Source organism: Dehalobacter sp. 12DCB1 (assembly GCF_004343605.1).
Taxonomy (GTDB): Bacteria; Bacillota; Desulfitobacteriia; order Desulfitobacteriales; family Syntrophobotulaceae; genus Dehalobacter.
Genome location: NZ_POSF01000014.1, coordinates 187272 through 210380, shown reverse-complemented (window position 1 = coordinate 210380; position 23109 = coordinate 187272). Strand labels below are relative to the sequence as shown.

The following is a 23109-nucleotide window of genomic DNA, read 5'->3' as shown; positions in this document are numbered from 1 at the left end:
TGGAGCTGATATCGTTCTTATCGTGGGAATAACGCCCCGGAATCATCAATTCCGGGGCGTTATACAGTTATTACCAAGAGTTTTGTTTCTACGGATTTTTGCGGTTTAATACACTTTAGCTCATTTTACCCAACCGTTCGACCAATAAGACATTAGAATATGAAGTCTGATATCGGGAGAATCCAAATCTAGCCCTGTTAACTCGCTGATTCTTACAATTCTGTATAAGAGACAGTTACGGTGGATAAAAAGTTCCTCTGCTGTTTTAACATAATTTTTTTCGCATTGGAGATTATGTTTCCAATGTTAGAAGCTTTATTTAAGTGGATTTGCGTTTTTTAAAGGTATTTTTGAGTTAGGAACACAACCAGCTAACCCCTTGCAAACACAAGAAAACAAAAATCCCGCCTCTATCTAATGGAGGCGGGATTCATTGTATTATCTTGTGCAGATGATGTGCAGCAGGATACGGGAATCGAACCCGCATGCTGAAGCTGATGGATTCAATGATCTCTAGGAACCTCGACAACTAACGACAAACCGATAATTTCACTGCACACCTCTCATTCTACTAAGCCTAGCTCTTATTATGTCAGCGTTCAGAACACCAGATTATTCACATCGCCGGCTTGCAGAAAATCTCCGTCGGCATGTGCTAGGCTCGTCATGAGAAAGGGACGTTATAATGCTATATAGTATACATAAGCTGTTGTCTCAGTATTTTGATGTATGTATACCAACACTTTTACCGACTGTGAACATAGCGTTGCCATAACGATTGCTGAATCTAAAGTATGTGAGCATAGTATAAATATTACTACTAATGATACTATTTAGATACTGAAAATTCCAAAAGCGAAAAATAATCCGGATAGAACAAAGAAAAAAGTAGCTTAAATTTGATAGAAGTTAAACAAATATGTTTAGTAATTAGAAAAACTTGTCGAGTGGGAATAAACGGAAAGCCTATAGGCGATATCAGTAAGCCATGGTATATTAATATTAGAGCTACCAACTCTAACCGCTAACAAGGTCGGTTTTATGGGTATATTCAAAAAGTATAATTACTTTCTGATATATCTAAGTGCAACTAAGCAGCCGCCAAAGACTTGGTATCAGCCAATTTTTCTTTATAAAAAGGGGTGAATGTCATGAGAATTACGATTTTACCCAAAAGCAAATCCGGCAAAAAATCCTTCATTCTGGTGATTGTCAGCTGGATTTTGTTTGTCGTGGGCTCTGTACTTCCTTACAAGGAAGGATATTCCGGCTTAGAACTGATCTTGAATAATCCCCTGCAGGTTGTCATTACCGTTCTGATCTTTGCTGCAGGCATAGCAGCAGCTATTATTGGAATGAAAGCTGTTATCAGGAACAAAGAACGGTCGATCCTGGTTTTTCTGGTGATTCTGATTGGCGTGTATTATATCCTGAGTTTTTGCGGCGTCGCTGTGAACGTGTTTTTTAGCTAAATATCTCAGTAAAAGTTAAGTTCTATAGTTAACAGGGAAATGATGAAAGAAAAAAAGGTGCATCTGGGGGTCTGGAAATGAAATGCTGTCTAAAGCCTCAAACTAAACTCGGAAAATGGTCGGTAGGACTGCAGGCCTTATTCATTGTTGTTATAGTGGTATCAGTCGTGCTTGTAAATGTTTTTGAGATCCTGAGGTATGAAGACCGGTGGTGGGATGTTACCGTACTCGTTTTCCTGGCAAGCATTGCAGCCTTTATTACAGGAATAAGAGCGGTACGTAAACATAAAGACAACGCTATTCTCGTCAGGATATCCATCATTTTGGGATTTTGTACGATTTTGTTTCTTTTGCTGCATAGCTTATTTATCAATGATTAGAAACGAGCTTTCCGGGTATATACAATAATAAGGTTGAAGTATTAAGTGACAGGAAGGGATGATCATATGAAGACAAAGTTATGGCCCCAATCTCGTTCTGGACGATGGTCGGCTGGGCTGAGCGTTGCTTTTATTGTATTGATCGTGCTGAAAATGATGGGCGCACTGCCTTTTCCGACGTTTGCAGTAGCTGCATTGGGATTAGCAGGCTTTATTGCCGGAATTGCGACAATCATTGGCAAAAAGGAAAGGGCGATCCTGATATTTCTGCCAATACTTGTAGGACTGCTGATTATCTTCTGGACTGTGGCTGAGATTATTTATCCGTATTAGGCCTTTAATTCCAACATCAAAAAGGTGGTACCGTCTTGATCGAAAATATTATGATCTCCGTCATCGTCTTGCTATATGGGTTAGTGATTGGCAGCTTTCTGAATGTGTGCATTTACCGGATTCCGATTGGAAGAAGCGTTATTGGCGGGAGGTCCTACTGCCCGCACTGTAATACGCTGATTCCTTGGTATTTGAACATCCCTGTTTTCAGCTATCTTTTTCTGCGGGGACGCTGCAAAAACTGCCAGGGGCCGATCTCCCCGGTCTATCCCGCGGTCGAGCTGCTGAACGGGATCTTGTATCTGATTGTCTGGTTTACTTATGGACTGAATCTGGAAAGTGTTTTTGTAGCAATACTTTTGTCAGTGCTGGTTGTGGTGGCGTTTATTGACTGGCAGAAAAAGGTGATTCCGGATAAGCTGGTCATTTTTGTGCTGGGCTTAAGTGTTTTGCACGGCGTCTATCAGAGTGTGTGTTTGGGAGCTGCGTGGTATACCTGGGTGATTGGTTTTTTTGCGGCTTCCTTGCCGCTTTTTCTTTTAAGCTTATTTTTCCCCGATGGCTTAGGCGGAGGAGATATCAAATTGATGGCAGCTGCAGGGTTTTTTATGGGCCCGCCGGTGTTGCTGGCTTTGTTCCTTGGTTCGTTGTATGCAAGTATTACTGCGGTGTTACTGATCACAGTCAAAAAGAGGTCCCTGAAATCAGAGATCTCTTTCGGACCGTTTCTCTCCCTTGGGATATTTACCGTAATGATCTTTGGAGAGCAGATCTTTCTATCCACTGTGTCAGTATAGTAAGAAATAGACGGAATACGGATAGTATATGAGTAATACGTTCTATAATAATGTAAATGATTTGAGAATGACGATATGAATAATGAAGTAACAAGATAATGGCTAACCAGAAATGCAATGAACATGCAAAAGTTCATTGCATTATTTTATGCCCAAGCTCTTGTCTGAATAAATCTATGCTATTTTTCCAAACTATTACTGAATAGCTCTTTGCCATGAAAAATTATTGCTGTTATCGGAAAGGACCGTGTACTTGCTATGACTAAGCCACAGGCAATCGATGTTATGGAACCCGCCAAGGGAAATTTGCCCAGAGAAAAATTTGAGGAACTGGAAGCTTTTATTATCAATTTGCCAACAACGAAAAGCGCTCTGATTGAAATCTTACATAAGGCCCAGAATATTTTTGGTTATTTACCGAGAGATGTACAACTTTTTATTGCCCGAAAATTGGGAATTTCGGGAGCAGAAGTATTCGGGGTCGTCAGCTTTTATTCCTACTTCACAACCAAGCCAAGGGGAAAACATACGATCAGTATCTGTATGGGGACTGCTTGCTTTGTCAAAGGGTCGGATAAAATTATGGAAAGACTGAAAGAAAAGCTTGGCATTGAATCCAATGAAATCACACCTGACGGTCTTTTTGGACTGAAAGATGTCCGCTGCATCGGTACTTGCGGCATGGCTCCTGTTATGATGATCGATGACAAAGTATTTGGCAGGGTGAGAGAAGAGGATCTGGATACCATCCTCGAATCATACCGCCGGAAGGAGATGCTGGTATGAAGATTGGTTCGCTGGAGAACTTAAAAAGAATCAAAGAAGAATACCAAAAAAATATGAATATAGAACAAGGCGGCCAAACGCCGGAAGGACAAATCAAAATTCTTGTGGGGATGGGCACCTGCGGCATCTCATCAGGTTCAAGGGAGACCTACAATACTTTTTCGGATGAAATCACTGCCCAGAACATAACCAATGCCCAAGTTGTTCCTGTCGGCTGCATTGGCTGCTGTCACTCGGAACCAACTGTTCAGGTAAATAAACCAGGTGAACAACCGGTTCTCTATGGCAATGTAACCAAAGACAAGGTCCGCGAAATTATTGAGCAGCATATTAAAAATGGGAAAGCAGTTGAAAGTCTCTCTTTGGAAATAAACTTTGACCGGATGTAGAAGCGGGCGTAAATTACAAAGTACGTAAATTTGTTTGGAGGCTATGATGTCAGAAACAGCAAAAAATCCGAAACAATACCGGATTGCCTTGCGCAATTGCGGTTTGATTAACCCGGAAAATATCTTGGATTATATTGTGGTCGGAGGCTATGAAGCCTTGGGAAGAGTGCTGACAACAATGTCCCAGGATCAGGTCATAGACGAAATAAAAAAATCCGGGCTACGGGGCCGTGGCGGGGGGGGATTTTCCACAGGTCTCAAATGGGAAATTACAAAAAATCAAAAAAGCAAGGACAAATATATCATCTGCAATGCAGACGAAGGTGACCCGGGGGCTTTCATGGACCGGAGCATCCTGGAGGGCGATCCTCATTCTGTTTTAGAGGCCATGGTGATCGGCGGCTATGCGATTGGCGCCGCCAACGGATTCATATACATCCGAGCCGAATACCCGCTGGCAATTTTCAGACTGCAAACTGCTTTGCAGCAGGCTCGAGAATTGGGATTCCTGGGAGAAAATATTTTCAACACGTCTTTTTCTTTTGATATCCAGTTGAAATATGGGGCCGGGGCTTTTGTATGCGGGGAAGAAACAGCGCTCATTAACTCCTGTGAAGGAAAACGCGGTGAGCCAAATTATAAGCCGCCTTATCCTGCCGAAGAAGGATATTGGGGCTGTCCGACCTGTGTGAACAATGTGGAGACGTTTGCCAATATTGCGCCGATTATCCTTAAAGGGAGCAGTTGGTTCGCTTCCATTGGCACTGAGAAAAGTAAAGGAACCAAGGTTTTTGCGCTGGCCGGTAAAGTCAAAAATGTTGGCCTGGTCGAAGTCCCAATGGGAACAACCTTACGAGAAATTATCTTTCAAATTGGTGGAGGTATTCCCAATGGCCATAAATTCAAAGCCGTCCAAACAGGCGGACCGTCTGGAGGTGTGATTCCGGAGAAACACCTGGATATTCCTTTAGACTATGATAACCTGGTCAGTATCGGGTCTATGATGGGATCAGGGGGCATGATCATCATGGATGAAACCGATAATATGGTCAATATCGCCAAGTTTTACCTGGAGTTTACGATGGATGAATCCTGCGGCCGCTGTACCCCCTGTCGGATTGGTACGAAGCGGTTATATGAAAAGCTGAATCTAATTACCCGTCGCAAAGGAACAATGGCAGATATAGATGCCATCAAACAGCTTGCTTACATGGTTAAAGGCAGTTCGCTCTGCGGGCTTGGTCAGACTGCCCCCAACCCGGTCATTAGTACCATGAAATATTTTTGGGATGAATACCTGGCCCTGATTAAAGACATCGACCATCCCCGGGGGGAAGGACGATATCAGGCAAAGAACAAAATTGGTCTGAAATCATAGGAGGCTAACCATGACCCACGCTCAACAAACGCATCCTGCCAAAAAAATGGTTGATTTTAAAATTAACCATCAATATCTGCGGCTCCCTGAAGGCATCACCATTTTGGAAGCTGCCCATAAAGCAAGGGTTCGGATCCCAACCTTATGTCATCTGGATTTGCATGATATTAAAATGGTCAATCAGACGGCTTCCTGCAGGGTCTGCATGGTTGAGCTAATCGATGCAAAAACAAACCGGAATAAACTTGTCCCGGCGTGCGTAACCACCATTACGGACGGAATGGAAGTACTTACGCATACGCTTACAGCAATTACGGCGAGAAGAATGGCGGTTGAACTTTTGTTATCAAATCATCCCAATGAATGCTTCACTTGTCCTAAAAACGGGGAATGTGAACTTCAGGCCTTAGCCGCAGAATTGGGGATCCGGCATATCCGCTGGGAAGGTGAACGGATGAATTATCCGAAGGACGTATCCAGTGAGGCAATCGTCAAAGACGCTAACAAGTGCATTTACTGCCGGCGCTGTGAAACGATGTGCAATAAGGTCCAAACCTGCGGTATCCTCTCAGGGATTGGCCGCGGATTTGAAGCCTTCGTTGGCCCTGCCTTTAATATTCCGATGGTAGAGTCTTCTTGTACTTACTGCGGGCAATGTGTCCAGGTATGCCCTACAGCGGCGCTTACGGAAATTAATCATACCGATAAAGTATGGGAAGCTTTAAATGATCCGGATAAATATGTGATTGTCCAAACTGCTCCTGCTATCCGCGTAGCCATCGGAGAAATATTTGATATGGAACCGGGAACAATTGCAACCGGGCAGCTTGTAACCGCGTTAAAACGTATTGGATTTAACGCAGTTTTCGATACGGATTTTGGAGCGGATCTGACAATTATGGAAGAAGCCTCAGAACTGATCTACCGTCTGCAGAACAATAAAACACTCCCGATGCTTACGAGCTGCTGTCCAGCTTGGGTCAAATTTATTGAGCATCAGTTTCCTGAATTGTTGGAAGTGCCTTCCACCTGCAAGTCGCCGCATATTATGTTCGGTACAATCGTAAAAACTTACTATGCCGAGAAGAATGGCATTGACCCGGACAATATCGTAATGGTCTCCGTCATGCCCTGTATTGCCAAGAAAGCTGAGGCCAAGCGTCCGGAACTGACCAAGGATGAGCATAATAACGTCGATATTGTCGTTACGACTCGGGAACTTGGCCTGATGATCAAAGAAGCCGGTCTCGATTTTATCAATCTGCCTTCGAGTGAATACGACAAACCATTGGGTGAGACCACAGGCGCCTCAGTGATCTTCGGAACCAGCGGCGGGGTTATCGAAGCTGCACTCAGGACAGCTTATGCGTGGCTGACCGGTGAAGAATTACAGAAAGTTGAGTTGGAGCAGCTCCGAGGAGACACAGGATTGCGAAAGGCCACAGTGCAAATTGGCGATAAGACGCTACGGATAGGCATCGCCAGCGGGCTCGGAAACGCCCGGACCCTACTCGAAGAAATCAGGGACGGCAAGGATCAATATGAAGCCATTGAAATTATGGCTTGTCCCGGAGGTTGTGTTGCTGGAGGCGGGCAGCCTTACCATCACGGCAATTTTGAAATTGTTCGAAAGCGTCAGGAAGCCATCTATCAAGAAGACAAAAATAAAAAGATCAGAAAATCTCATGAGAATTCAGAAATCCAGAAACTATATCAGGAATATCTGGGCCAGCCTTTCAACGACATGGCCCATAGACTGCTTCATACTCACTTTGAAGAACGGGAAAGAATTTAATAGTATCGCAGCAAAATATACGCCGAGGCGATCACAATGGATAGAAGCATGAATGGAAACCCGATCAGGAAATACTTTTTGTAACTGATTGGATAGCCGTTTTTTTCGGCAATCCCCGAAACAATGACGTTGGCCGAGGCGCCGACAATTGTACCGTTTCCGCCCAGGCAGGCGCCCAGAGCCAAAGACCACCAGAGCGGCTGGAGCTGTTCCGGGGTCAGCCCACCGAGGACCCCGATTTTTTGAATCAACGGAATCATGGTGGCCACGAACGGAATATTATCGACGAAAGCCGAAAAAATAGCGGAAAGCCAGACGATCAGCATCGCCATGACGACCGGCACACCGCCGGTAAGCCCCAGGCTCCATTCAGCAATCTTGTCCAGGACGCCGACTTCGACCAATCCTCCGACTAAAACGAATAATCCAGTAAAGAAGAAGATCGTTGGCCATTCAATCGCTAGAAATACCTCTTCCGGTTCCTCGCGGCTCAGTACCATGAGCAGCATGCCTCCGGCCAGCGCAATCGTAGCGGTCTCAACATGGATGACGGCGTGCAGCATAAAACCGACAATGGTCAGAGCAAGCACGGCCAGGCTTCTTTTGAGCTGGGCCCAGTCTTTAATATAGTCGTATTCATTTTGCGACAGCAGCAGGGCGATGGATTCCTGATCGGTCTTTAGCTTTTTGCGATAAAGAAAATAAAAGCCCAACAGGGTAACAGCCAAGATTACAATTGTCACAGGTGTCAGGTTCACCATGAAATCCATAAAAGTAAGCTCTGCCGGTCCGGCAATCATAATATTCGGCGGATCACCGATCAGGGTCGCGGTTCCCCCGATGTTACTGGCCAGAATCTGGGTAATCAGAAAAGGCATCGGGTTTAATTTCAAGGTTTCAGCAATCACAATGGAGACCGGAACAATCAGCAAAACAGTCGTCACGTTATCCAGAAAAGCCGATAAAATGGCAGTCAGTATAGCCAAAGAGATCAACAGTCTGATTGGATTGCCTTTGACTTTCTTGGCGACCCAAATAGCCAGAAAACCGAAGACACCGGAACGTCTGGTCAGATCGACAATGATCATCATGCCGATAAGTAAACCCAGCGTATTCCAGTCAATGTGTTCGACAGCAGTTTTCTGCGGGAATACACCTAAAAGAATCAGGAGACAGGCACCGAGGGCCGCGGTGACAGCCCGCGGGATTTTCTCCGTTACGATCAGTGCATAAGTAGCTACAAAAATAACAAGGGTCAGAATCAAGGTCATGAATCGTACACCTCCATCATTAGTGTGGTCAATTTTTATTGGCCTAACCGGTTATAGTACACAAAATAGTTGAAATAAAAAAGAGCAGATCCGTAAAAGGAACTGCTCTCCCCTGAGAAGTTCAAAATCCTTGTAGTCTGGCAATCCTGTCAGAATATCCTGGAAACGCATTACATGCATTTCGAATCCCCTAATTTAGACCCATGACTTTAGCGTCCTTCACTTTCGTAAAGTTTGCTCCAACACATTAAAAACCATATTGTATTTTTAAGTGAAATCTGAAAATCCTGTCAACCCGATTGTGTCCAGAAAAGTATAGCATCTCTGTTCACACTTTGTAAAGATACCACGGACACGATCGGAGATACGCCTTGGATACCACGAAGCTAAAAATGAAGCTGGGTTGGCAATGCCGGTATCATCTTATACTTTTTGATAAAAAAACGAGGAAACGGATTTAAGACCGTGCTGGCTTTTGCCAAATAAATGCTCTGTACAGCCTGTGAAAAGGATCCCTTCCGTCTTCAGGGAGTCCGCAAATTTTTTATACAGCACATCCTTTGCTTCATCGGTAAAATAGATCACGACATTGCGACAAGCAATCAGATCAAAGCCCCGGTCAAACCTATCGGTAAGCAGGTTCTGCGTCTTGAAAGTCAGATTCCTGGTGAGCGTGCTTTTAATCTGAAATTTCATATCAGATTTGTTGAAATACTTATCAAGAAGATAGGGGGGAGTGCTGGCAAAATCACGTTCGTCATAAATACCTGACTGGGCCTGCTTTAAGACGTTGACGTCAATATCTGTTCCAAGAATACTGAAGTTTGTTCCCGGAAAATATTCCGCCATAATGATCGCCATGGTGCAGGCTTCCTGGCCTGCTGAACAGCCCGCGCTCCATATTTTTAAGGAAGATCTGGTCTTCAACAAATCGGGGATAATTTTTTCCCGAAAGACATCCCACTGCTTGACATCACGGAAAAACTGTGTGACGTTGATGGTCAGGTGTTTAAAAAAAGCATCGTAAAGGTCAGGTTTAAGATTGAGGTCCTTCAGGAAGTCCGTATAATTTTCCTGGTAGCCCCTTGTGTTCATGAAGTTTAGGATCCGTCTCTTCATCTGGTTTTCTTTATAATAGTTCAAGTCAAGACCGCTGACATTTTGGAAAGCTTTAACGAATCTAGGATAATCCGTAATCATGCCCGTGCCGTTCATCATTCTTTATTGCTCCTTCCGCTAGTACAACGTTTTAATAACTATTCAAAATATTGTAAAGGCCAATTCAATTTTAATATCAGGTGAATAAATCGATAATAAGTCCTTTAATTTCATGGATTTTTTCCAGGATTTTTAACGGTTCAGATTGGGAAGAGAGTACCTGTTCACCCAATTCTTCCAGTGTCTTGTTGATTTTCGTTACCCGGGCCATGACTTTCGGCTGGCCTCGGTAATCCCAAAAAGTTTCCTCTTGCATATTTCTGCTTTTTCCAAAGGTTGATTGAAGAAAACTTTTGACCAGGGTTTTAAATTCCATCAGATTTTCCAAAGATCTGTTCTCGGAGAGCTTTTGTCCCTGCTTTTCAAGACGTTTCAGAAAAAGTTGCATCTCCTGGCTTTGAAGTTGACGGGAATGTGATAGAATATTGCTGAAGCTGCTTTCCTTTTTTTCTGAAGATTGATGAAGATCAATCCCAAAATTATTTTTTGGGGTGGAATTATTAATTTTTAGTGACATGTTACTCCCTCCGTGAAAGGATAAAAAATATGAAATCACGCCGGACTTTTCTAAAAATTGTAGCCGGACTGGCGGCATTTGTTATCCCCTGGACGGTCCTGCCCGGGGCATGGGGGCAGAAACTCGGAAGCCTTCTGGGAATTCCGTCTTCCAGCATTGAGTTTGCTTCGGGTGAAGGTACTGTTTGGGTGCCTTCAATCCAGGCGATTTCCAGAAAAGCCATCGAAGATGTTCAGTACTTGTCTCATGCCAATCTCGAAGGCCGTCGGGCGGGAACTGCGGGAGAGACCAAAGCGCTTGTCTACCTGGAAGGACAATTTAAGGCCTTACTACTTAAGTCTTTCAGTGCGGACAATTACTGGCAGCTATTTTCGATTCCTTCGATGAAAGAAAAGATGATTGACGGCAGAGCGCTTTTTCGACCGGATGAAGCGGACACACTTCGGGTTCCAGCGGCCAATATCTTAGCTGGTATTACCGGGAATAACCCAAAACAGACACTTATCCTCTCTGCCCATTTTGATCATCTCGGTATTTATAACGGGGAAGTCTATCCGGGTGCGAATGACAATGCTTCTGGTGTGGGCTGTATTCTTCAAGTCATGCGTCGGCTGGTGAAAGAGGCACAAGACGGTTTTACGCCTAAAATCAATATTGCAGTGGCTTTTTGGAGTGCTGAGGAAATGGGCTTCCTGGGCTCCAAATATTTTGTACAGAACCCTCTGATCCCGCTCTCCGAAATAAAGGCGGTTATTAACGCTGATACGGTCGGCAATGGTGCCGTTGGAGAGTATATTCTCTGGTCAGCCGGTGAAAACTCTCAGACTTTGATTGAGACCCTGAAAGATGCCGGCAGGGTAAATGGGGCGGTCCTCAAGCATGTTTCTGGCGGCAGCCATCACAGCGACGAGATATCCTTTGCAGGTACTGGCATCCCTGCGGTAACTATTCTGAGTAAAGAGTGGCTGCTGAATAATCATACGCAGGAAGACAAAATATACACGGTCAATGAAGAGAAACTCGAAATGACCTGTAATATTATCTATAGGGCTGTTAAAAGCTTGGCCTACTAAAGCGATAAGGGTGCTAGTTGCGGTCATTTCCACTACTGTTGGTACCTGTAGCCGTATTGCTACTGCTGTTGCCTGGCTCGAGCAGATCATACTTGGAACGTAGGATAATCAGGTCAACTCTACGGTTGGTAATTCTTCCCTGATCTGTGTTGTTATCAGCGACTGGGCGGTATTCGCCGTACCCTGCTGCTGACAGTCGAAGGGGATCGATCTCACCGTCATCGACAAGAATATGGACGACATTGGTCGCCCTGAGTACGGACAGTTCCCAATTGCTTCGAAATTCTGCGGTATGGATCGGCAGGTTACAGGTGTGTCCTTCCACTTTTATATAATTCGGTGAAGCGGACAGGACCGTGCCGATTTTTTTCAGGATGGCCCGTGAATTTGTCGTAATTTCTGCTGAGCCGCTGTTAAACAGCAAGGTGTCCTGAATACTGATGACCAGGCCTCGTTCCTCAATGGATGATACAAGCTTATTTTCAATTCCATTTTCTTTCGCAAACTGATCCAATTTGGCTTTGATTCCCTCTATTGTAAGGCTTTCCTGATAATCCGTATTTCCTTGGCCGGTTCCTTCTGAAGGGGTGATCTCCTGCTCTATTCCTTGCTGGTCATCCTGGCCTGTCGAAGTTGAACCTTCAGTACTCCCACCTTCAATGAAAGAATCCCCAGCCTGTGTTTCCGAGAGGTTAACTGCAGAAGGTGCCGCACCGCCAAGCGTTATGCTCAGGGATTGGGCCATCGCCCTGAATTTGTTGGCGTCAACCTGACTCATCGAATACATCACGATAAAAAAGATCATTAATAGTGTAATCAGATCTGAGTAGGTAACAAGCCACCTTTCCTGACCGGGGGGGTGGCCATCTTGTTTTTTTTGCTTTCTCATTTTATCACCGCTTCTATACTAATGCTTGTATACCTCGAATGTTTTTACTTGTGATGCTTTTTAGACTAATGATCCGGTTCTTGTAGTTACTTCTTCAGCCTCAAATTTAGTTTCTTTCTCGGGTATATAGCCGAGGTGGGTCTTGAGTTTTTCTTTCAGGATTGCGGGGTTCTCACCGGATTGAATAGAAATAATCCCGTCAAGAATCATTTCCATTGTCTGCACTTCCATCTGATTTTTTATTTTCAGCTTGGCAGCGATAGGTAGATAGACTAGGTTAGCCAAACAAACACCATAGAGGGTAGCAATAAAGGCTGCGGCAATCGAACCGGAAAGACTATCGGGGTCCGTCAGATTACCAAGAACGTGAACCAGACCCATGACGGTTCCGATAATACCCAAAGTCGGGCTGTAGCCCCCAGCGGACTCGAAAAAGGTGATCCCAACCTTATGCCTATTTTCCAAAACAGCAATGTTTGATTCCAGGATGCTTCTAGTAATTTCCGGGTCTGTCCCGTCAATTACCAACTGCATGCCTTGTTTGGTGAATTTGTCATCGACGGTTTCCAATTCCTGTTCAAGGCTCAAAAGTCCTTCCTGGCGGGCTTTCTCAGAAAAGTGCACCAGGGTGAAATAGGCTTTCTCCACACCGAAGGATTGATTTGTGAACGCAATATTTAACCATCTGGGCAATTTCTTCAATTCTTCTAAAGGGATACCGATGACGGTTGCCCCCAATGTACCAAGAATGACAATGAATATTGGGGCAGTAGCATACAAGGAACCTAAGTGTCCGCCCTCAATAACGTAACCAAACAATATTCCGAAAAATCCCAGGACAAGCCCTAAGATGGTAGTTATATCCATTGACTGATGTTCCTCCTATGTAATCTTCATTTACACACTATTAATAACGTAATTTTTGACCGAAAACATTAGGGGTTTTAATCGCTTTTTTATCGGACCAACCAATATTATACAGCATTCTGCCGGATAATGACACGAAAAAGATTATTCCAAACTTTATAAATGGGTATAATAAAGTGATATTGTGAGATATTGAGAGTTAATAAGAGGTAATTAACTTTAATTGGTCGTGGATGATGTTCAGATTACTGGGCGGCTGGACGATAAGAAAACTGTATAAAACAAAAAAGATAAAAACAGTCAGGTTGGTGAATGTGATGAAAATAGATGGTACTTCAATTTCCCCCGTCGGCAGTGTCCAAGCTGCGATCCGGGTATCTCAGACGAGTAAGGTCAATACGGCTTCAGAAAAGGATCAGTTGGCCGTATCTGAAAATGCGCAGGTTTTTCAAAAGCTACTGCAAAAGATGAAGGAAATGCCAGACATCAGAGATGATAGGGTCAGGGTAATCTCCGAACAAATTGCCAATGGTGAATTTAATCTTGATGCAGCTTCTATTGCAGAAGGAATTCTTTCTCCAAACGGGATGGAGGGAAAATAAGTGGCAGAATATGTAGCGGGTCTGGAAAATAACCTACAACAGCAAATTGCTTTCTATCACCAGCTGGTCGAATTAGAACAGGAAAAGCAGAAAGCGCTCGTGGACAATGTTATTGAGAAAATAGAAAGCATCACCGCTCAGGAAGAAAAAATTCTGCTCGAAGTCGGACGGTTGGAAGAGGAAAGACTTTACTGGGCAGAATTTTTTGGTAAAGAGATTGGCAAGAAAACAGAGGATATTACCTTAACGGATTTGATCAAATACTCTCCGGGCTTTGAGCCGATTGGCCAGGAGTTCGAAGAAGTCATCAGCCAACTTAAAAATTTACATGAAATCAATGCCAAATTGCTTAAAAGTGCGTTGAGTATTGCCGATTTCACGTTGAGGCTTCTAACGGGCCAAAAGCATACAACGTACTCAAACCCTTCAAATAAAGGCGCAAAAAATGACTTCAGTCCAAATAATTTGATCAATAAAAGCATCTGATTTTCGATTCATAAGATTCCAGTGAGGCAGGTTTTTCTGCAATAAGCTCACAGGCTTGATTAAAAGGAGTAACGGATATGTACTCAACATTTATGGGGCTGGAAACGGCCTATAGAGCTTTAATTACATCTCAAGCGGCTATTGATACGACCGGCCAGAATATTTCCAATGCCAGTACTACGGGCTATTCGAGACAGATCGCCAATACGCAGGCGACAATACCGCTGACGATTAATGCCAACAGCAGGGATTTAAGCATTGGTACGGGTTCTTTTCTAACGGATATCACCAGGGTAAGAGATGCTTATCTCGACCAGCAGTATCGCAGGGAAACATCACAGTACGAATATTGGTCTGGAAAAGAAGCGACCCTTAGTCTGACTGAACAGTTCTTTAATGAAACTTCGGATTACAGCCTCAGCTCTGATATGTCGAAATTTTGGAGTGCTTGGAGCGATCTGGCCAATTCTCCGGAGGAAAGCGCCTCCCGTATTGTTGTCAGGGAAAAAGCCGTATCGCTCACGGAAACTTTTCATAATATTGATCAGCAGATTACTGCTTTGCAGAAAGATCTTGATAACAGTGTCGATGCAACAATTACGCAGATCAACACCATCTCTGATCAGATACAGCTGCTTAATAACCAAATCAGGAATGCTGAGATTAGAGGAGACAACCCGAATGATTTAAAGGACCAGAGAGACCAAATTGTCGATGAACTGTCCGGACTTGTCCCAGTGACCGTTATCGAGTCTTTGGATTCGAATTTTACGGACAGGTCTGTAGGAAATTATACCGTGATTATTGGAAATTCTACGGACAGCAACAATGTACTGGTTTCTAATGGCAATGCGTATCATCTCCAGGAAGACCCGGTCCCGACAGATGCAGCCACAGGTTTCAGCGAGGTATGGTGGGAAGCTTCCGCAGACGGGACGAAAACCGCAGCCGAAGTTGATCTCGGGAGCGGAATGGGCTCTCTTCAGGCAGATATCGAAATGCGGGACACGTATCTGAGTGGATTTCGGGACAACCTGAATACGCTTGTCACGGTTATTGCCGATTCGGTCAATGCGCTTCATCAATCAGGTCAAGGGCTGACGATAGATACGGGGCTGGACTTCTTTACCAGCACGGATTTAACCAGCCCAATTACGGCCGCGAATATTATCGTGAATCAAGACATTCAGGATGATGTTAATCTGATAGCGTCCGGAATTGCGGATGCTACTGGAGTCTCCTCCGGCGACAGCAGTATTGCCCTGGCCATCTCGTCACTGGCATCCGGTTGGGACAGCCTGACGACCTATGCTTCCGTGCCGGCCAGTGTCACGGCGCTGGGAGCCAGTTCAGTCTCGGACTACTATGAAGGATTAACGGCAGAGCTTGGTTCCGATGTGGAACAAAGCACCCGAATGGCTGAAGGCCAGAATGTACTTGCCACGCAGCTAGGGAATTCCCGAGAAGCGCTATCGGGTGTTTCTTTAGATGAAGAGATGATTGATATGATCAAATTCCAGAAAGGGTACAGTTCGGCAGCCAGAATTGTGACGGTGCTGGATACCATGCTGGAATCACTTCTGGGTATGGGTGTCACGAAATAGGAGGAATAAGCATGCGGATAACGAATAATATTATTAGCAGTAACCTTTTGTCGAATCTGCAAAAATCCAGTAATAAAATGATTGATCTCCAGAACAGTATTTCTACGGGGCAGGCGATATCTAAGCCTTCGGATGATCCGTCTAAGATTACGGCGATTTTAGGGCTGAAGACAAATATTTCATCGATGGAGCAATGGAAGGATAATGCTAGCCGGGCTCTCGATTATATGTCCAGTGTTGAATCTGTAACCGCCAATATGACCTCGATGCTTCAGCGCTTAAGAGAGCTTGCAGTGCAGGGGTCGAGCCAGACCAATTCCCCAGATGATCTGGGCGATATCAAAAAGGAAGTCGATCAAATTATTGAACAGCTCGGTGTTATGGCAAACAGTCAAGTCGGTTCGCGCTATATTTTCAGCGGGACAAACACGGATACGGCTCCCTGGACGGGTACACTATGGGAGGGAAACGCCGAATCACTCTCCGTGGAACTTGGTGCCAATGTCAATTTTAATATTTCCATCAATGGTCAGGAACTCTTTGGCGTCGATACTGGGACTGGGGTCAGTGATTTCTTCACAGCACTGAATGATTTTTCTACAGCCCTGAATAATGGCGATTACACTGCAGCAGGCAATTCTATCGCGGATCTTGATTCAATATTAAGCACATTTATTGATGTCCGGGCGGAGCTCGGTGCAAAGATCAGTAGGGTAGAAACGATCAGTAACAATCTTGAGACCAGTATTATCAATGCCAAGATGAATCTGTCCAATCTTCGGGATACGGACTTGGCAGCGGCAATTGTTGATTATAACTCAACGATGAATACGTACCGAGCGGCATTGTCGGTCGGTGCCCAAATCATCCAGCCTTCTTTGGTTGATTTTCTACAATAAAGTCATTTTCAACAATGTTAGCTTAAATTAGATTTATTTTCTTCTTTCCACAGATCGTGATTGCTTGGAGGTGCCGGTATGATTAGCCTGCAGTTTAATCAGCAGTTTGCCAGAATCGGCCTGAATATTAGTGATGCCAGTTATGAACTGAATAAAAAGCAGCCTAATTTACAGATTGACCAGATTAATCCGAATGTTCAGGTTCGAACATCACAACCGAACCTCGAAATTGACTCCAGCTCAATGCGTGAATCGATAGGGTTTGGAGGGATCTGGTTTATGCAACAAAGCCTTAAAGCGAATGCCGATGCTGAATTCCAACAGGACCTGGAAACGATCGTTCAAACGGGGCGTCAAATAGGCGAGATTGAAAATAATGTGCCGATTGGACAAGTGGTATTTCAAGCGATGGCCCCGCCCGAGAGCGAGGTCACGATTGCTTCGCTTGCACCCATTGAGATTCGGTATACCCCAGCTGAAGTTCATTCTAATCTTCAGCAGGGTGATGTTCACTATTCCGCCGATTTGGGCGAGGTATCGATAGACGGCTTCAAGTATCCGTCTGTTCGTTCTTTTATTGAGCAGCAAGCCTACCTCGAAATCAAAGCGGTAGGACAAGCCATTGATATTAAACAATGAAAATGAAAATGAAGATGAAAATGAGTATGAGAATAAGAATAGAAATAGGAATAGAAATGAGACAGACCAAGGAGGAAGAATAAACAATGGATGGCAAAGGAATTGAATCAGTTATCTTTTTCCCTGATGGAATACCCGGATTTGAAGAGCTAAAAGAATTTTCTCTGAATATTGAAGAGGATACTTTCCTCGCTAGGATGGATGCCGTCGCCAACCGGGAAATTGCTTTTTTTCTGATTCGGTCACAGCTCTTTTTTCCGGAATATTTGCCTCAGGTGGACTTGAGTCCGCGTGAAACAGAGATTTTGGACATTGCAGTTACCGATAACGTGGATGTTTGGAACATCATTACCGTACACGCCAATGATCTGGCCCAGTCGACCGTCAACCTGCGTGCTCCTCTGATTCTGAATGCGAGGACCCATAAAGGGGTTCAATTGATCCTGAGTGATGAGATTCATTCTTCCAGGCAGCCATTGTTTCCAACACAGCAGGATTCTATCGGAACAAAAAACGATCAAGAAGGAGCTGTGGACTGATGCTGGTTTTATCACGGAAAATCAATGAAAGAATTATGATCGGCGACAATATTGAGATTGTGGTGGTTGCGGTAGTCGGAGATCAGGTTAGGATTGGCATTGAAGCACCTAAAGATATTAAGATTCTGCGCAGCGAAGTTTATGAAGAAGTGCAGAATCAAAATGTGAAGGCTTCCGCTGCATCCAAACTTCCGGAAGCGGAATTATCCGGCCAGCTGAAACAGATGCTTAAGGGGAATTTGCCTGGGAATAAAGAATAAAGAGCACACGATTAAAACTCTCTTGATTTTGGAGAGTTTGATTTTTAATAAAAATTTCTGGTTACTCGTTAAAAGATAAATTTTTGGAGTTAAGAGAGCAAGATGAGAAAGCTATCGTTGGTCATGATTGTTAAAAATGAAGAGAAGGTCTTAGCCAGATGTTTAGATAGTGTTAAGCATCTTGTTGATGAAATGATTGTTGCGGATACGGGTTCCACGGATGATACGAAAAAAATTGCCCACGCTTATGGTGCTAAAGTATGCGATTATGTTTGGGAGGATGACTTTGCCAAGGCCCGGAATTTTGCGCTGAGTTACGCGGCAGGGGATTGGAATCTAATCCTCGATGCTGATGAAGTTTTTACACAGGGAACGAAAGAGAGTATTCAGCGCTTTATGGAACAGTCTGAGGCCATCGGCAGAATCAAAGTGGTCAGTAAGATTAAGCAGGATCATGAAATAAGAACTTCCAGCACCTGGGTCTCCAGGTTGATTCCGAAAGGAATTTATTTTGAGGGCAGGGTTCATGAGCAAATTAAATCGAACCTTCCACGGGTCAATACGGAAATCGAAGTGAATCATGACGGCTACTACGAAACGGACAAAACGGGCCGAAATTTACGGTTATTGCTTCTCGAACTGGACAATCATCCTAGTGACCCTTATCTTCTTTACCAGACAGCCAAACAATACAAGTTATCCGGCCAATATCAGACGGCAAACGACTATTTCGAAAAGTGCTATCAATTTCTGGGTCGAAACGCAGGCTATAGAGATCTTGTTGTGATTGACTATCTTTACAATATTCTTGCCACCGGAAGGCTGTTTAAAGGAATCGGCATGATTGAAAAAGAAAGAGCGCAGTTTGCCGATTATCCGGATTTTCATTTTGTATGCGCTCTTTTTTATATGGAGCTTGTTTTTTCAGATGTGAACAAATATATTCACTTGTTTCCGGAGATTGAACGGGAGTATAAGACCTGTCTTCGACTGGGAGAGACCGATAAGTATAGTACAATGACCGGAACGGGAAGTTTCCTGGCAGCCTATAATTTGGGCGTGTACTATGAAACAACCGGAGACATGGTTAAAGCCAAAGAATTTTATACCAGAGCTAGATCAGAAGGATATGAACCTGCTTTAACCCGTATTGCGGATCTGAAGCCCGGCATTTAAAAAATGTTAATTCTGGCCGGAAATTGATTTGCTTTTTATCAGAATTTATTCTCCAGAAAAACAGGAGTATAGCCGATATTATATTTAGTATCATGTAAACGCTAAATCTTTGATATCCTGGTGGCACGAACTAATAAATTATTTAAGATTTGATGACTGACATTTGCTAAAGGAAGTGGGTTGTTTTGAAATTAAGCATCGGTATGATGGTGAAAAATGAAGAAAAAAATCTGAAAAGATGTTTAGAAAGCCTTAAGCCACTTTTAAACGCAGTTTCTTCGGAACTCATCATTGTTGATACAGGATCAATGGATCAAACAGTGGAAATTGCCAAAAAATATACGAATAAAGTATACTTCCATCCCTGGGAAAATGACTATTCAAAAATGAGGAATATAACGGTGCAGTACACCCGGGGGGACTGGTTCATGTTTGTAGATGCCGATGAAGAACTGAGAGGATATGAAGCAATCGTTCAATTTATCACATCAAAGGTTTCTAAAAATATTAATGCGGCAGCGATTCAGATTGATAATATTTTTCAAACCAATAATACCAGTAAAGTTGGGACTGGCGTGGTCACGCGTTTATTTCGCAAAACAGCAAAATTTGGTTTTCAAGGTGTTATTCATGAAGAGCCGATCTTCGAACCACCGCTGGCAGTTCTTGATGCCCAGTTGCTGCATTATGGTTATCCGGCCGATGATCCGGAGCTTAGGGAACGAAAGCTCAAACTTTATGAGCCTATACTGCTGCAAGCCATAGAGAAGGATCCAGATAATGTCGGTTTATTATTTTATCTTTCCAACACGATTGCTACGTTTAAAAACCATAAAGACGCTTTGGATCCTGCGGTAAGAGCTTACGAAACAGCCAAAAGAAAGAACATGGACCCTGTGGAGTATTTTTATGTTTACAGTACCCTTGCTATGCTATACAACGATAACGGAGAGTACAAGAAAACAGTAGAACTAGCGCAGGAAGGCCTGAAATACAGGGAATGGGCCATTGACTTATGGTTTTGTCTTGCTAAAGCCCAAGGGATGCTGAAACAATACCAGGAAGCAATTGCAAGTTACCAGAAGTATTTATACTATGTGGAAAATTATGATCAGTTTCGAGGAAAAGATCCGAGAATTATCTCAAACTCATTTTCTCATAAAGACGATGTTTACTATGATTTAGCTGTAATGTACAAGGAGATAGACCAGAAAGAAGATGCACTGGAAGCACTCGAGAAGCTCGAGACCATTGAAATGATTGAAAAGGCTGTCCCTCATCAAATTTCACTTTACTTAAGTCTTGAAAAATATCAAGAAATAAAATGCTTCTATAATAAAATAAGCAAATTCGCAAAAAAAGACTTGGAAAAAAGTTTCTGTTTAGCTCTGGAGACTTTATTGTTTAGTGAGGACGAGATAAAGCGGGAAGAAGTGGCCCGACTTTTCCATAATGAGGATTCGGAGTATGGCTTATTAAACACAATCAGGCTTTGGGGGCAGAAAAACGTGACTAACCAGCTTCTGAGCGGGATTAAGAGCCTTTCGCTTAGTGAGCTTGGGTTTTATTATGGCGATATTTTCTATTTTGTTACGAAAATGAAGCTCCCTTTAAATAGTGTCAACCTTGAAATTCAAGAGCAGGAACTGGAATTGTTGTTCAAATATTTAACTGAAAAATATCCGGATTTTGACGAAGTATGTGATGTATATCTGCAAAGTCGGGATCAAGATGCCCCCCTTGAAGAACAACGGGTCCATAAAATATTACGGAGGATCATGCTTCAAGCGGAGAACCTTGATGAAGAAAAGTACGATCAGGTACTGGACAGATACATCCATGAGGGTATCGGTTATATCAGGAGAATCTACAGGCCGGAACTATTTGAAAATGACAAACCTTATCTTCTAGCCAATAAGGAAGAAATATTCTTCTACTGTCTTGATAAAGCCCATTTCGTAGAAAATTCCGATCAGGCCCAATATGTAAGGTATTTGAAAAAAGCACTTCTTGAGTATCCTGACATGAAAAAAGGGATAGAAGTGCTTTTGGACAGGCTGACGAAAAAAATAGACGTTCAGACGCAGCCTGCAGTCAGCACTGAAATGCAGGAGTATGCGCGGATTGTGAAAGCCAATCTGAAACAGTTTATCCAAAACGGGATGTTCAAAGAAGCCAGGGAGATTATTCAGGCCTATGAGGAAATTATCCCGAATGATCCGGAAATTGCTGAATTTAAAGCTGATATGGAGGATAATTAACCAATACAGCGAAACCAATGTAAGAACATGTTCATTTGATAAAAATGTTGGAGGTTAATCTATGTACAATGATGCTGTAAACCCTTTAGTGAGTATTGTCATTCTGGGATATAATCATCTCGATTATACAAAGCTAGCCATTGACAGCATTTATCAATATTCTGAAGGAATTGATTTTGAATTAATTACGGTCAATAATGGTTCGTTTGATGGTACAAAGGAGTACTTTGACAGCTTACCCAATAAGAAAAAAATCCATCTGGATAATAACGTGGGACCAGTTAATGGGTTCAATATTGGGTTGAAGGCTGCTGAAGGCAAGTATATTGCCGGTGTCTGTAATGATTTTATATTTACAAAAGATTGGCTAAAAAATCTTATCTTATGCATGGAATCTGATGAAGAAATTGGTTTTGTTGCTCCAGCGGCTAGCAATGTAAGTAATTTTCAACAGATACCTGGCAATTATAAGAATATTGAGGAAATGCAGGACTTTGCAAGAGCATTTAATCATTCAGATCCGGATAAATGGGAAGAGCGTGTTCGGCTGATGCCAACAGTTCTTTTTGTGAAAAGAGAAGTCTTAGATCTCGTAGGTTATTACGATCCGAAATTCTACTTTGGCGAATTTGCCGATGACGATATGAGCTTCAGAATTCGCAGAGCGGGATATAAACTGGTTTTTGCCGCTGATACCTTCACGTTCCATTTTGGATCGATTACCACGGGCGCAGGGCAAAAGGAAAACAAGTCTCTGGAGGTTAGCCGTCAATTTTTTATAGATAAATATAATCTTGATGCCTGGACAGATGTTCATTACGATTTTGATTTGCTTAATCTTGTCGATTATGAAGAGGCTAAGGGGAAAAGCGATATTCGAATTCTTGGGATTGATCCAAGATGCGGTGCGACAATCTTACAGCTGAAAAACAAGTTAAGAAATCAAGGACAGCGGGATGTACAGCTTTTTGCATTTACCAAAGTTTACAAATATATGACCGATCTGGATACAATCTGTCAAAGTGCAATTTGTGGAGATTATCGCGATATCAGCAAAAAATTCGCGAATGAAAAGTTTGATTATGTTGTCATTGGAGAACCAGCACAATATTATGATCAATTTATTGATTTAATTGGAACTTTGAAGACGTTATTAAAAGAAAACGGACAAATCATTTTATCCGTAAATAATACGATGCGATATGATCTGTTATTAAGCATGATGGCAGGAATGGAAACAGGTATTGCCCAAAACGGATATGTCAAGGTATTTGATCTTGTCAGTATGGAAAAAGAATTAATGGCTTTAGGCGTTCAAGTTAAAAAAGTAACCATTGACACGAATGAAGTTGAGGGAGATGACAAAGTATTTATGGATAATTTAGCGGATGTCTTTCCTGAACAGGCTAGAGAAGTTGTGAAGTTAAGGATGAAGGCCAACAGGTATTTTTTTAGCCTTTGGTTAGCGTAGAATATCA

The 23109-nt window shown here is 43.1% G+C and carries 24 protein-coding genes and 1 riboswitch; of the genes, 19 read left to right on the top strand and 5 right to left on the bottom strand.

Translation table 11 applies throughout. The features are described 5' to 3' along the window. Nucleotides 1–1151: 1151 nt before the first annotated feature. The 8 genes from C1I38_RS07780 (at nucleotide 1152) to C1I38_RS07745 (ending at nucleotide 7330) form a co-directional block, all read left to right on the top strand. Nucleotides 1152–1472, top strand: a complete 321-nt coding sequence (locus C1I38_RS07780; protein WP_119774520.1) for a hypothetical protein — start codon at nucleotides 1152–1154, stop codon at nucleotides 1470–1472. Nucleotides 1473–1549: 77 nt separating this feature from the next. Next, complete coding sequence (locus C1I38_RS07775) at nucleotides 1550–1852, top strand: hypothetical protein (RefSeq protein WP_020491832.1); 303 nt, start codon at nucleotides 1550–1552, stop codon at nucleotides 1850–1852. Between the two features lie 66 nt (nucleotides 1853–1918). Continuing rightward, nucleotides 1919–2185 (top strand): hypothetical protein, encoded by a 267-nt coding sequence (locus tag C1I38_RS07770; protein ID WP_020491833.1) that lies wholly within the window; start codon nucleotides 1919–1921, stop codon nucleotides 2183–2185. Nucleotides 2186–2220: 35 nt separating this feature from the next. Next, nucleotides 2221–2982 (top strand): A24 family peptidase, encoded by a 762-nt coding sequence (locus C1I38_RS07765; protein WP_020491834.1) that lies wholly within the window; start codon nucleotides 2221–2223, stop codon nucleotides 2980–2982. Nucleotides 2983–3240: 258 nt separating this feature from the next. Further along, the gene (locus C1I38_RS07760; RefSeq protein ID WP_119774519.1) at nucleotides 3241–3768 is read left to right on the top strand and encodes an NAD(P)H-dependent oxidoreductase subunit E; all 528 of its coding nucleotides are present in this window, start codon (nucleotides 3241–3243) and stop codon (nucleotides 3766–3768) included. After that, the gene (locus tag C1I38_RS07755; protein WP_020491836.1) at nucleotides 3765–4157 is read left to right on the top strand and encodes a (2Fe-2S) ferredoxin domain-containing protein; all 393 of its coding nucleotides are present in this window, start codon (nucleotides 3765–3767) and stop codon (nucleotides 4155–4157) included. Before C1I38_RS07760 ends, C1I38_RS07755 begins: the two co-directional genes overlap by 4 nt. Before the next feature lie 46 nt (nucleotides 4158–4203). Beyond that, entirely contained in the window at nucleotides 4204–5535 is a 1332-nt protein-coding gene (locus C1I38_RS07750) for an NADH-quinone oxidoreductase subunit F (RefSeq protein ID WP_020491837.1), read from the top strand. A gap of 10 nt (nucleotides 5536–5545) precedes the next feature. After that, nucleotides 5546–7330, top strand: a complete 1785-nt coding sequence (locus tag C1I38_RS07745) for an NADH-dependent [FeFe] hydrogenase, group A6 (RefSeq protein ID WP_119774518.1) — start codon at nucleotides 5546–5548, stop codon at nucleotides 7328–7330. Here the strand turns inward: C1I38_RS07745 and C1I38_RS07740 are convergent. From C1I38_RS07740 to C1I38_RS07725, 3 genes are all read right to left on the bottom strand, one after another. Next, complete coding sequence (locus C1I38_RS07740) at nucleotides 7327–8601, bottom strand: ArsB/NhaD family transporter (RefSeq protein ID WP_020491839.1); 1275 nt, start codon at nucleotides 8599–8601, stop codon at nucleotides 7327–7329. The two genes, C1I38_RS07745 and C1I38_RS07740, sit on opposite strands and share 4 nt — an antisense overlap. A gap of 128 nt (nucleotides 8602–8729) precedes the next feature. Then, nucleotides 8730–8850, bottom strand: a riboswitch (cyclic di-GMP riboswitch). Between the two features lie 174 nt (nucleotides 8851–9024). Beyond that, nucleotides 9025–9819, bottom strand: coding sequence for a protein-glutamate O-methyltransferase CheR (locus C1I38_RS07730; RefSeq protein ID WP_020491840.1), 795 nt, complete (start codon nucleotides 9817–9819; stop codon nucleotides 9025–9027). Nucleotides 9820–9895: 76 nt separating this feature from the next. Further along, nucleotides 9896–10336: a YaaR family protein gene (locus C1I38_RS07725; protein ID WP_119774517.1), complete on the bottom strand. Its 441-nt coding sequence runs from the start codon at nucleotides 10334–10336 to the stop codon at nucleotides 9896–9898. 29 nt (nucleotides 10337–10365) lie between these two features. On the opposite strand from C1I38_RS07725, the gene C1I38_RS07720 reads away from it, so the two are divergent. After that, a complete protein-coding gene (locus C1I38_RS07720; protein ID WP_119774516.1) occupies nucleotides 10366–11409 on the top strand; it encodes a M20/M25/M40 family metallo-hydrolase in 1044 nt (347 codons plus the stop codon). 13 nt (nucleotides 11410–11422) lie between these two features. Here C1I38_RS07720 and C1I38_RS07715 read toward each other — a convergent pair whose 3' ends face one another. After that, nucleotides 11423–12298, bottom strand: a complete 876-nt coding sequence (locus C1I38_RS07715) for a flagellar motor protein MotB (RefSeq protein WP_119774515.1) — start codon at nucleotides 12296–12298, stop codon at nucleotides 11423–11425. A 60-nt stretch (nucleotides 12299–12358) separates the two neighbouring features. After that, entirely contained in the window at nucleotides 12359–13165 is an 807-nt protein-coding gene (locus tag C1I38_RS07710) for a flagellar motor protein (protein WP_020491844.1), read from the bottom strand. A gap of 317 nt (nucleotides 13166–13482) precedes the next feature. Between C1I38_RS07710 and flgM the strand changes: the two genes are divergently transcribed. From flgM to C1I38_RS07660, 10 genes are all read left to right on the top strand, one after another. Continuing rightward, entirely contained in the window at nucleotides 13483–13767 is a 285-nt protein-coding gene (flgM, locus tag C1I38_RS07705) for a flagellar biosynthesis anti-sigma factor FlgM (protein WP_119774595.1), read from the top strand. Then, nucleotides 13768–14253, top strand: coding sequence for a flagellar protein FlgN (locus tag C1I38_RS07700; RefSeq protein WP_119774514.1), 486 nt, complete (start codon nucleotides 13768–13770; stop codon nucleotides 14251–14253). A gap of 77 nt (nucleotides 14254–14330) precedes the next feature. Next, nucleotides 14331–15857, top strand: coding sequence for a flagellar hook-associated protein FlgK (gene flgK, locus C1I38_RS07695; RefSeq protein WP_119774513.1), 1527 nt, complete (start codon nucleotides 14331–14333; stop codon nucleotides 15855–15857). 11 nt (nucleotides 15858–15868) lie between these two features. Beyond that, entirely contained in the window at nucleotides 15869–16756 is an 888-nt protein-coding gene (gene flgL, locus C1I38_RS07690; protein ID WP_119774512.1) for a flagellar hook-associated protein FlgL, read from the top strand. Between the two features lie 78 nt (nucleotides 16757–16834). Next, complete coding sequence (locus C1I38_RS07685) at nucleotides 16835–17395, top strand: DUF6470 family protein (RefSeq protein ID WP_119774511.1); 561 nt, start codon at nucleotides 16835–16837, stop codon at nucleotides 17393–17395. Between the two features lie 86 nt (nucleotides 17396–17481). Continuing rightward, complete coding sequence (locus C1I38_RS07680) at nucleotides 17482–17934, top strand: flagellar assembly protein FliW (protein ID WP_119774510.1); 453 nt, start codon at nucleotides 17482–17484, stop codon at nucleotides 17932–17934. Next, entirely contained in the window at nucleotides 17934–18194 is a 261-nt protein-coding gene (gene csrA / locus C1I38_RS07675) for a carbon storage regulator CsrA (RefSeq protein ID WP_020491851.1), read from the top strand. The genes C1I38_RS07680 and csrA overlap by 1 nt, the downstream gene beginning before the upstream one ends. A gap of 102 nt (nucleotides 18195–18296) precedes the next feature. Next, the gene (locus C1I38_RS07670; RefSeq protein WP_020491852.1) at nucleotides 18297–19370 is read left to right on the top strand and encodes a glycosyltransferase family 2 protein; all 1074 of its coding nucleotides are present in this window, start codon (nucleotides 18297–18299) and stop codon (nucleotides 19368–19370) included. Between the two features lie 185 nt (nucleotides 19371–19555). Next, a complete protein-coding gene (locus C1I38_RS07665) occupies nucleotides 19556–21631 on the top strand; it encodes a glycosyltransferase (RefSeq protein ID WP_026156367.1) in 2076 nt (691 codons plus the stop codon). A gap of 61 nt (nucleotides 21632–21692) precedes the next feature. Then, nucleotides 21693–23102 carry a glycosyltransferase family 2 protein gene (locus C1I38_RS07660; protein WP_020491854.1) on the top strand — a complete coding sequence of 470 codons (1410 nt, stop codon included), beginning with the start codon at nucleotides 21693–21695 and terminating at the stop codon, nucleotides 23100–23102. Nucleotides 23103–23109: the final 7 nt, after the last annotated feature.

Coding starts and splice junctions, on each gene's coding strand:
- C1I38_RS07715 (WP_119774515.1), bottom strand. CDS start 12,298: ATGAGAAAGCAAAAAAAACAAGATGGCCACCCCCCCGGTCAGGAAAGG.
- C1I38_RS07680 (WP_119774510.1), top strand. CDS start 17,482: ATGGATGGCAAAGGAATTGAATCAGTTATCTTTTTCCCTGATGGAATA.
- C1I38_RS07775 (WP_020491832.1), top strand. CDS start 1,550: ATGAAATGCTGTCTAAAGCCTCAAACTAAACTCGGAAAATGGTCGGTA.
- C1I38_RS07750 (WP_020491837.1), top strand. CDS start 4,204: ATGTCAGAAACAGCAAAAAATCCGAAACAATACCGGATTGCCTTGCGC.
- C1I38_RS07770 (WP_020491833.1), top strand. CDS start 1,919: ATGAAGACAAAGTTATGGCCCCAATCTCGTTCTGGACGATGGTCGGCT.
- flgL (WP_119774512.1), top strand. CDS start 15,869: ATGCGGATAACGAATAATATTATTAGCAGTAACCTTTTGTCGAATCTG.
- C1I38_RS07660 (WP_020491854.1), top strand. CDS start 21,693: ATGTACAATGATGCTGTAAACCCTTTAGTGAGTATTGTCATTCTGGGA.
- C1I38_RS07725 (WP_119774517.1), bottom strand. CDS start 10,336: ATGTCACTAAAAATTAATAATTCCACCCCAAAAAATAATTTTGGGATT.
- C1I38_RS07720 (WP_119774516.1), top strand. CDS start 10,366: ATGAAATCACGCCGGACTTTTCTAAAAATTGTAGCCGGACTGGCGGCA.
- C1I38_RS07710 (WP_020491844.1), bottom strand. CDS start 13,165: ATGGATATAACTACCATCTTAGGGCTTGTCCTGGGATTTTTCGGAATA.
- C1I38_RS07755 (WP_020491836.1), top strand. CDS start 3,765: ATGAAGATTGGTTCGCTGGAGAACTTAAAAAGAATCAAAGAAGAATAC.
- C1I38_RS07745 (WP_119774518.1), top strand. CDS start 5,546: ATGACCCACGCTCAACAAACGCATCCTGCCAAAAAAATGGTTGATTTT.
- C1I38_RS07685 (WP_119774511.1), top strand. CDS start 16,835: ATGATTAGCCTGCAGTTTAATCAGCAGTTTGCCAGAATCGGCCTGAAT.
- C1I38_RS07670 (WP_020491852.1), top strand. CDS start 18,297: ATGAGAAAGCTATCGTTGGTCATGATTGTTAAAAATGAAGAGAAGGTC.
- C1I38_RS07740 (WP_020491839.1), bottom strand. CDS start 8,601: ATGACCTTGATTCTGACCCTTGTTATTTTTGTAGCTACTTATGCACTG.
- flgK (WP_119774513.1), top strand. CDS start 14,331: ATGTACTCAACATTTATGGGGCTGGAAACGGCCTATAGAGCTTTAATT.
- C1I38_RS07760 (WP_119774519.1), top strand. CDS start 3,241: ATGACTAAGCCACAGGCAATCGATGTTATGGAACCCGCCAAGGGAAAT.
- C1I38_RS07780 (WP_119774520.1), top strand. CDS start 1,152: ATGAGAATTACGATTTTACCCAAAAGCAAATCCGGCAAAAAATCCTTC.
- flgM (WP_119774595.1), top strand. CDS start 13,483: ATGAAAATAGATGGTACTTCAATTTCCCCCGTCGGCAGTGTCCAAGCT.
- C1I38_RS07730 (WP_020491840.1), bottom strand. CDS start 9,819: ATGATGAACGGCACGGGCATGATTACGGATTATCCTAGATTCGTTAAA.
- csrA (WP_020491851.1), top strand. CDS start 17,934: ATGCTGGTTTTATCACGGAAAATCAATGAAAGAATTATGATCGGCGAC.